The organism is Nostoc sp. ChiSLP03a (assembly GCF_034531215.2).
GTDB lineage: Bacteria > Cyanobacteriota > Cyanobacteriia > Cyanobacteriales > Nostocaceae > Nostoc.
Map to the genome: position 1 here is coordinate 78,756 of NZ_JAVRBQ020000034.1, position 6,888 is coordinate 85,643.

At 38.6% G+C, this 6,888-nt stretch carries 11 protein-coding genes; 7 read left to right on the forward strand and 4 right to left on the reverse strand.

The window, feature by feature from the left end:
• Positions 1 to 115: 115 nt before the first annotated feature.
• Complete coding sequence (locus RMY32_RS05260) at positions 116 to 517, forward strand: phage holin family protein (protein ID WP_322695460.1); 402 nt, start codon at positions 116 to 118, stop codon at positions 515 to 517.
• Positions 518 to 643: 126 nt separating this feature from the next.
• Entirely contained in the window at positions 644 to 835 is a 192-nt protein-coding gene (locus tag RMY32_RS05265; RefSeq protein WP_322695459.1) for a YqaE/Pmp3 family membrane protein, read from the forward strand.
• A gap of 197 nt (positions 836 to 1,032) precedes the next feature.
• On the opposite strand, the gene RMY32_RS05270 is transcribed toward RMY32_RS05265, so the two are convergent.
• Positions 1,033 to 1,833 (reverse strand): histidine kinase, encoded by an 801-nt coding sequence (locus RMY32_RS05270; protein WP_322695458.1) that lies wholly within the window; start codon positions 1,831 to 1,833, stop codon positions 1,033 to 1,035.
• 191 nt (positions 1,834 to 2,024) lie between these two features.
• Here RMY32_RS05270 and RMY32_RS05275 point away from each other — a divergent pair, with 191 nt between their 5' ends.
• The 3 genes from RMY32_RS05275 (at position 2,025) to RMY32_RS05285 (ending at position 3,855) form a co-directional block, all read left to right on the forward strand.
• Positions 2,025 to 2,249 (forward strand): hypothetical protein, encoded by a 225-nt coding sequence (locus RMY32_RS05275; RefSeq protein WP_322715320.1) that lies wholly within the window; start codon positions 2,025 to 2,027, stop codon positions 2,247 to 2,249.
• 55 nt (positions 2,250 to 2,304) lie between these two features.
• Positions 2,305 to 2,640 carry a cytochrome c6 PetJ gene (gene petJ / locus RMY32_RS05280; RefSeq protein ID WP_322715321.1) on the forward strand — a complete coding sequence of 112 codons (336 nt, stop codon included), beginning with the start codon at positions 2,305 to 2,307 and terminating at the stop codon, positions 2,638 to 2,640.
• Positions 2,641 to 2,835: 195 nt separating this feature from the next.
• Positions 2,836 to 3,855, forward strand: a complete 1,020-nt coding sequence (locus RMY32_RS05285) for an aldo/keto reductase (RefSeq protein WP_322715322.1) — start codon at positions 2,836 to 2,838, stop codon at positions 3,853 to 3,855.
• 349 nt (positions 3,856 to 4,204) lie between these two features.
• On the opposite strand, the gene RMY32_RS05290 is transcribed toward RMY32_RS05285, so the two are convergent.
• Positions 4,205 to 4,678 (reverse strand): DUF4385 domain-containing protein, encoded by a 474-nt coding sequence (locus RMY32_RS05290; RefSeq protein WP_322715324.1) that lies wholly within the window; start codon positions 4,676 to 4,678, stop codon positions 4,205 to 4,207.
• Between the two features lie 75 nt (positions 4,679 to 4,753).
• On the opposite strand from RMY32_RS05290, the gene RMY32_RS05295 reads away from it, so the two are divergent.
• Together RMY32_RS05295 and RMY32_RS05300 are read left to right on the forward strand one after the other, a co-directional pair.
• Positions 4,754 to 5,221, forward strand: a complete 468-nt coding sequence (locus tag RMY32_RS05295) for a VOC family protein (protein ID WP_322715326.1) — start codon at positions 4,754 to 4,756, stop codon at positions 5,219 to 5,221.
• A 28-nt stretch (positions 5,222 to 5,249) separates the two neighbouring features.
• The gene (locus RMY32_RS05300; protein WP_322715327.1) at positions 5,250 to 5,546 is read left to right on the forward strand and encodes a hypothetical protein; all 297 of its coding nucleotides are present in this window, start codon (positions 5,250 to 5,252) and stop codon (positions 5,544 to 5,546) included.
• 65 nt (positions 5,547 to 5,611) lie between these two features.
• On the opposite strand, the gene RMY32_RS05305 is transcribed toward RMY32_RS05300, so the two are convergent.
• Both RMY32_RS05305 and RMY32_RS05310 read right to left on the reverse strand, forming a co-directional pair.
• Positions 5,612 to 6,301: a Uma2 family endonuclease gene (locus RMY32_RS05305; protein ID WP_322715329.1), complete on the reverse strand. Its 690-nt coding sequence runs from the start codon at positions 6,299 to 6,301 to the stop codon at positions 5,612 to 5,614.
• Between the two features lie 51 nt (positions 6,302 to 6,352).
• Entirely contained in the window at positions 6,353 to 6,775 is a 423-nt protein-coding gene (locus RMY32_RS05310; protein WP_322715330.1) for a class I SAM-dependent methyltransferase, read from the reverse strand.
• Between the last annotated feature and the right edge of the window lie 113 nt (positions 6,776 to 6,888).

Below are 6,888 nucleotides of genomic sequence, written 5' to 3' on the forward strand. Positions count from 1 at the left end.
GATAGGCCTAATGGTAGAAAGAAATTCTATCTTGCAAGGGAGGTGAAACCCTAGCAAATAGTTAAAGATGATATAAGAAGTCGCAAAAAAAATCTCTAGTTATTAGGTAAAAACAATGTTGACTCCATTTTTAACCGCGCTAGCTACAGCTTTGAGCTTGTTGATTGTTGATATCGTTGTTCCAGGCGTTAATATTGCTAATTTCCCCGCCGCTATAATTGCTGCTGTAGTAATTGGTCTAATTAACGGTTCAGTTAAACCAGTTTTGTCTGGTCTTTCTTTACCACTTAACTTTCTCTCATTTGGAGCATTTTCCCTCGTCGTCAACGGTTTATGTTTCTGGTTAGCAGCAGTGCTAGTTCCTGGGTTCGGAGTTCACGGAATTATTGGTTTCCTGCTTGGGCCAGTAATTTTAACTTTTGCGAACACCTTTATTAACAACTACTTTGTTGAAAGAAACCTTTTAACCAGCAGTGGTGATGTAAAAAATCAAGCTGAATTACCTTCTTCTAGATAAGTTTAGAACGAATAGAAACGCCAGTTAAATCACGTTTCTCACCTACATAAAATCTCCGAAGGTGGATTTCCTAATTCGGCATCCTCAAATGAATGTAATTAAACAAAATCACAAAGTTGTAAAATCATGAAATTAGTTCGTTTTCTTCTAGGTTTGTTAGTTCCTCCTTTAGGTGTTTTCTTGACAGTTGGAGTTGGCCCCACCCTGTTGATTAACATTTTGCTTACTGTTTTAGGTTGGCTTCCTGGTAGTATTCATGCAATTTGGGTTATAGCCAAGCATGACGAACAACTTAATCGAGAAGGTCGTATTTACTAATACGCAATATTAAAGCCCTCATCCTCCAACCCCTTCTCCCAAATTGGGAGAAGGAGAGCTAATTTCAAAGTTTTCAAAATCCCTTTCCCAAGCTTGGGAGAGGAATTTAAAGTGAGGGTTTTTAATTAATTTTTCAACAAAAGTAGGGTAAGAATTTCCTACCCTACTTTTAGAAGTCAATTAAACGCTAAAACAGCTTATTTATGAATAGTCTCGCGTTCTTTATCAGCAGGTTGCTTATCTTTGAACAAATCAGCCGCCGTTAAGAGTAACTGCCTCAACGTTTGTTTTATTTGGCGCTCTTTTCTGGCTAAAGATGTACCAGCTTCACCTAATTGCTCTTCTAGCTGCGATCGCTTCTGTTCTACCTGTACAGCCATCGATTCTGCTTGGGGACGAGCTTTATCATACCAGTGTTTCGCCTCGTCTAGATAATCTTGAACTTCCATATTCCGCCCACCATAGCGTGCAGCCATATTAGCTCGGACAATGGCTAGTTGCGCTTGAAGTTGCGCGTAACGTTTCTTTAACAATCCGACTTCTTCACTATCTTTAATAGCATTGACAGCAGAATCAATCGCAGTTTTGGTGCTGGCAGGTTTTTCCTTACCCGTCTCTTCAATTTCTGCCAGAATTACATCAACCTCTTGTTGGAGTTGTTCTTCTTCACCATCCAATTGAGCCTGTAGCCGCTTAATATCTGTTTGAGTTTTAGCAATGTCTTCGTGTCTTTTGCTATTAATTCCTTCCAGCGCTCCTTCAATGGAAGCTGCCACTTCATCTTTGAGTTCGCTGCCTTTTTCTTGGAAGTTTTCAATTACAGCAGAAACAGCATCTTTCACAATGCTACGAACTTCAGTAGAACCTTGTTTAAACTCAGAAGCTACTTGAGAAACTGCGGATTTTACTATTTCTCGAATCCGCTCAGTTCTTAATTGTCCAGTTTCTTTTGCTTGTTGCAGGTCGGCTTGAATTTGTTGTTTGATATTGTTAGGCATTTTCAACTCGGAGAATTTAACTAGTTGGGATAATATTTTCTCTTAATGTTCCTACATCCATATTATGGCGTAGCCAAAACTGGCTTGGTACTTCCTTTAGATATAAAATTGTAGTCCCAAAGAGGTGATGTGTAAGATGTTGCCCATTTGTGAGATGATGAATATTTAGTGGTAGTAATTGGAAGTAAAATATGTGGCAAGTAAATATTACTTGTTCGGATGATGCCTGGAAAATCTATGGTGTTGATTTTAAAGCGATCGCAGCGAAATATCAAGGTGAATTAATTAGTTCAAAAAAAATGCCAAATGGGACGCGCATCATGTCTTATAAAATTGAACATGTGAGCGATGCCGAAGCTTTTCAAGAAGATTGTGCAAATTTTACTGGATTTACAACTGACTTTGAATCCCTTTAGTATTGGTTTTGATACTTATGTCTACAACTAATATGTTCAAATCTGGAGAAATTAATTGAAAAAACTACTGACATTAGTATTAGTAACTTTTTTGTTATTAATCAGTACTTTTACTTTGCCTGTTAGGGCAGCAGACACAGTTAACGGCGAACAAATATTTAGCGTTCATTGTGCTGGTTGTCATATCAACGGTAGCAATATCATCAGGCGAGGTAAAAATCTCAAAAAACAAGCCTTGAAAAAGTATGGCATGGATTCAATAGAGGCAGTTACATCTATAGTTACCAATGGTAAAAATAATATGTCAGCCTACAAAGAGCATCTTACCGAACAGCAAATTCAAGACGTTGCTGCTTACGTTCTCGAACAAGCTGAAAAAGGCTGGCGTTAAAAAGTTAGGAGTTGGGAGTTGGAAGTTAGAAGTTAAGACTTTAGCTGTTATTAGCTCTGGCAGTCTTAAATCATTCATAATAAAGTAGAACAGTTAAAAAGGCTGTAAAACCCCCTTGTCAACTCACTAATTATTAACTCTTCTCACTCCTAACTCTTAACTCCTAACTTATAACTCCTCACTCATAAATTGAAAATGAACTTACCCGCAGCTAGTCGTCTCCAATTTACCCCCGATTTGAACATCTGCCGCATATTAAATGGGATGTGGCAAGTCTCCGGCGCACACGGGCAGATCAATCCCCAAGCCGCTATTGAGACTATGTTCAAATATTTAGATGCAGGTTTTACTACTTGGGATTTAGCAGATCATTATGGCCCTGCGGAAGACTTTATTGGTGAGTTTCGTTGCCAACTAATTGATACTCGTGGGAAAGATGCTTTATCTCAAGTACAAGCTTTTACGAAATGGGTACCTCGTCCAGGCAAAATGACAAAAAAAATCGTCGAGGAAAATATTGATATTTCCTTGAGAAGGATGAATGTGCAATCGTTAGATTTGATGCAATTCCACTGGTGGGAATATCAGGATAAAAATTACCTGGATGCCCTCAAATATATGGCAGAGCTTCAGACTGAGGGTAAAATTAAGCATTTAGGTTTAACTAATTTTGACACGGAAAACTTGAAGCTTATTACTGAAGCAGGTATCAAAATTGTTTCTAACCAAGTGCAATTTTCCCTAGTTGACCGCCGTCCTGAAGTTAATATGGTGGAGTTTTGTCAGCAGCATGATATAAAGCTTTTTACTTACGGTACACTGTGCGGCGGTTTGTTATCAGAAAACTATTTAGGTAAACCGGAACCGCGAGGATTTGATCTTTCTACTGCTAGTTTGAAAAAATATAAAAATACGATCGATGCTTGGGGTGGTTGGCGATTATTTCAAGAGTTGCTGGCTATCTTGAAGGAAATTGCTAATAAGCATGGGGTAAGTATTTCTAACGTGGCAGTGCGTTACATTTTAGATCGACCAACTGTGGGCGGTGTGATAGTTGGTGCCAGACTTGGAGTATCTGAACATATAGAAGATAACGCCAAAGTATTTAGTTTTAGTTTAGATGAAGACGATCGCGATCGCATCAATGCAGTATCTCGCCAATCACGCGATTTGTACCAGCTAATCGGCGATTGCGGCGACGAATATCGGCGATAAGACTTTTGAACAGTTCAACAAAAAATTTAATAATCTTAGTTACCTTTCCTATTTACCTGGAAACATATAATCTTTTGCTTTCTAAGGGGAGTTGGGGGGGAATGTCAAAATTTAATATGCTATACGGCACTTTTCAAACATCTTCTTAGGCAACTATGATTAGTATTGGATCGCTAAGTGGGGAAATGCGATCGCGTTAATCTTAAATTAATTGGCGAGAATGTAAAAAGTTTCTGCAATCAGTCCTCTAGACTCATTCACGAGTATAAAAGACTCGTTCACGAGTATAAAAGACTCATTAGCTGTTTGGTAAGGTGCGTTACTTTGCTAACGCACCCTACGAAAGTCACTAATCTACTTCATACATCTGCTTATGTTTGGCTAAAAGCTCTTGATATTTCTCGTTTGTCTTTGCTTCTACCCACTTAGCTTTAAATATTGCTGCTGACTCGGCTTTCACTGGATCTACTTCATAGGGAAGAATCTCTTTTTTAGAACCTGAATCTTCCGAATTTTGTTTATACTTCCTACCGCTTTTATGATTAGCATAACGGCGGGAGCGAGTATAACCCATTTGGATAAATTTCCGTGCCATATCGGCTCCCACAAAATCATTTTTCTCTAAATAATCAAGAAAAAGCTCGTAAATTTTCTCACTCGACTCTCTAGCAATATCAGGAGTTTTGAACCGCCAGTAAGGAAGAATTTCTGATTTGTATGGTTCAACCAAAAGTACACCCTGTTCACCCTTGCCAACGCGATAGAGTTCAGGATGTTGGCGAAAATCAAGATTTTTAAAGTCTAAAGAATAGTTAAAAGCCATGATAGATTTTTATTAGGAATAGTAAACTTTCAAAAAAAGTTCAACTTCTATCTAAGTATTGAGATTTTGTTAATTATGCTATCTAGCACCCAATCTCTAAACAGTGTTATTGCACCAGGAAGTCTGCGTAGAGTACATCACATTGCTCTCAACGTCAAGGATATGCAAGCCTCGCGCTATTTTTATGGCACAATCCTGGGTTTACACGAACTCACAGGTGACGAAGTACCCGCAACCCTAGTGGAACTAGTCGCATCTGGGAAAGTAGCCAACTTCATCACTCCTGATGGTACAATTCTAGATTTATTTGGAGAACCAGAATTATCGCCACCAAATCCAGACCCCGAAAAGACCTTCACTAGGGCTTACCATCTAGCCTTTGACATCGATCTGCAGTTATTCGATCGCGCGGTGACAGTAATTAGAGAAAATAAAATAGCGATCGCACATGGCCCAGTCACTCGTCCTACTGGTAGAGGAGTGTATTTTTACGATCCAGATGGCTTTATGATTGAAATTCGTTGCGATCCAGAAGCTAGTTAACTTAAGGGTAATAACAAAAGTATCTACTATGACCGCCAAACTCACGGAAATATTTAAAGTAATTGAAGACACAATTACAAAACCACCAATTCCACACGAACCATACAAGCAATCATTGAAAGCCTGGGCGATGTATTGTTTACGAGACAAAGGTTTTATAGTCTCTTATGCTCAAAATGCCGACTTTGCTATTGAAAGAAAACGTGAAGAAAAGCTATATTTCAAAGTTGCAAACAGCCCCGATGATTTAGATAATTCTCTTAACTGGATTGTTTGGGATAGTGCAACCAAAAGCGCCAGTCTCATTCCTCAAAAAATAGACTGATGCCAAAATAGTCATTAAATGTTTCCCTGATTCTTTAACTATTCAGACGGATGTATTTTGACTAACTATCTTCCTTCATCAGACAACTGCTGCATAAATATTTGATGTTCTAGTGAATTTAATCCCAACTGTAATACAGCCAATACTTGCTGCATATTGCCAGCAATTAAATCGGATATTGACAACCACAAACCAGGAAACACTTGACTTTTGATAATTCCATCTGCGTCCACTTCTAAGGATATATATTCTCCTTGTTGCAGGCTAAACCAATCTAATTTGTTTTCAAATATTTGCCAAACAATATATTCTTTGACTCCATTACGACCATAAACTTTTTTCTTGTCATGTAAATCAATAGCAACGCTGCTAGCTGCTATCTCTATTACCAGTTCTGGCGCACCTTCGATGTAATCATCATCGCTCAAACGAGATTGTCCTTGGGATGTTGGTGTGATTAATAACACTCCATCTGGTTGCGGTTCATTGTCTCGATCTAAGCGGACTGTTGGCTCAATTCCTAATCTCACACCAGGAGTGGCAATTTGGTAAGTCCACAACCAACCGATAAGATGGCCATGTGGTTCAGCATGACTTTCAAAGCGTAATGGGGATGCCAAGTATACAACTCCTTCAATTAATTCTGCCTTTTGATGACGGGGCATTGCTTGATAGCGTCGCTCAAATTCATAGCGAGTAAGGCGATCGCCATTTTCTAAATAAGGAATTCGCTGCTTGAATGATAAGTTGACCATGATTTTCTGCTCTAGCAAGGAGTCTTACTTTATTATCGCTTGACACCTTAATTACGAATTAGTATCGGGTTTCTTAAACACCATTAAATGCTGTTGAGGTAACAAGTTTTTAGTTTCTCGCCAAACCAAACCAACAGCTTGCATTTCTTTACGGACTTGTTTTTGAGTCATTTTGTGCAGACGTTTAATCATAATAAAAGGATTTTCACCCTGATACTCAACCAGCACTACCTTCCCACCTGGTTTAAGTGCTTTCACAATTCCTTGCATCACTTCTTGGGGATACTCAAGTTCATGATAAGCATCTAACATCAAAGCTAAATCGATACTTTCAGATGGTAAATTAGGGTCAGTAAAAGTGGCTAAAACAGGCTCAATATTGGTGATATTTTTCTCTTTTTTGAATAACTCAATAATTTCCAACATTTCTGGTTGAACATCTACAGCTAATACCAATTTTTTATAAAGCTGCATAGAATTCGATCCCCCCTAGCCCCCCTTATAAAGGGAGGAACCAGAAAAACATATCAAAGTCCCCCTTAAAAAGGGGGATTTAGGGGGATCTAGATATGTGTAACTTCACATTA

Coding starts and splice junctions, on each gene's coding strand:
- RMY32_RS05260 (WP_322695460.1), top strand. CDS start 116: ATGTTGACTCCATTTTTAACCGCGCTAGCTACAGCTTTGAGCTTGTTG.
- RMY32_RS05265 (WP_322695459.1), top strand. CDS start 644: ATGAAATTAGTTCGTTTTCTTCTAGGTTTGTTAGTTCCTCCTTTAGGT.
- RMY32_RS05270 (WP_322695458.1), bottom strand. CDS start 1,833: ATGCCTAACAATATCAAACAACAAATTCAAGCCGACCTGCAACAAGCA.
- RMY32_RS05275 (WP_322715320.1), top strand. CDS start 2,025: ATGTGGCAAGTAAATATTACTTGTTCGGATGATGCCTGGAAAATCTAT.
- RMY32_RS05285 (WP_322715322.1), top strand. CDS start 2,836: ATGAACTTACCCGCAGCTAGTCGTCTCCAATTTACCCCCGATTTGAAC.
- RMY32_RS05290 (WP_322715324.1), bottom strand. CDS start 4,678: ATGGCTTTTAACTATTCTTTAGACTTTAAAAATCTTGATTTTCGCCAA.
- RMY32_RS05295 (WP_322715326.1), top strand. CDS start 4,754: ATGCTATCTAGCACCCAATCTCTAAACAGTGTTATTGCACCAGGAAGT.
- RMY32_RS05300 (WP_322715327.1), top strand. CDS start 5,250: ATGACCGCCAAACTCACGGAAATATTTAAAGTAATTGAAGACACAATT.
- RMY32_RS05305 (WP_322715329.1), bottom strand. CDS start 6,301: ATGGTCAACTTATCATTCAAGCAGCGAATTCCTTATTTAGAAAATGGC.
- RMY32_RS05310 (WP_322715330.1), bottom strand. CDS start 6,775: ATGCAGCTTTATAAAAAATTGGTATTAGCTGTAGATGTTCAACCAGAA.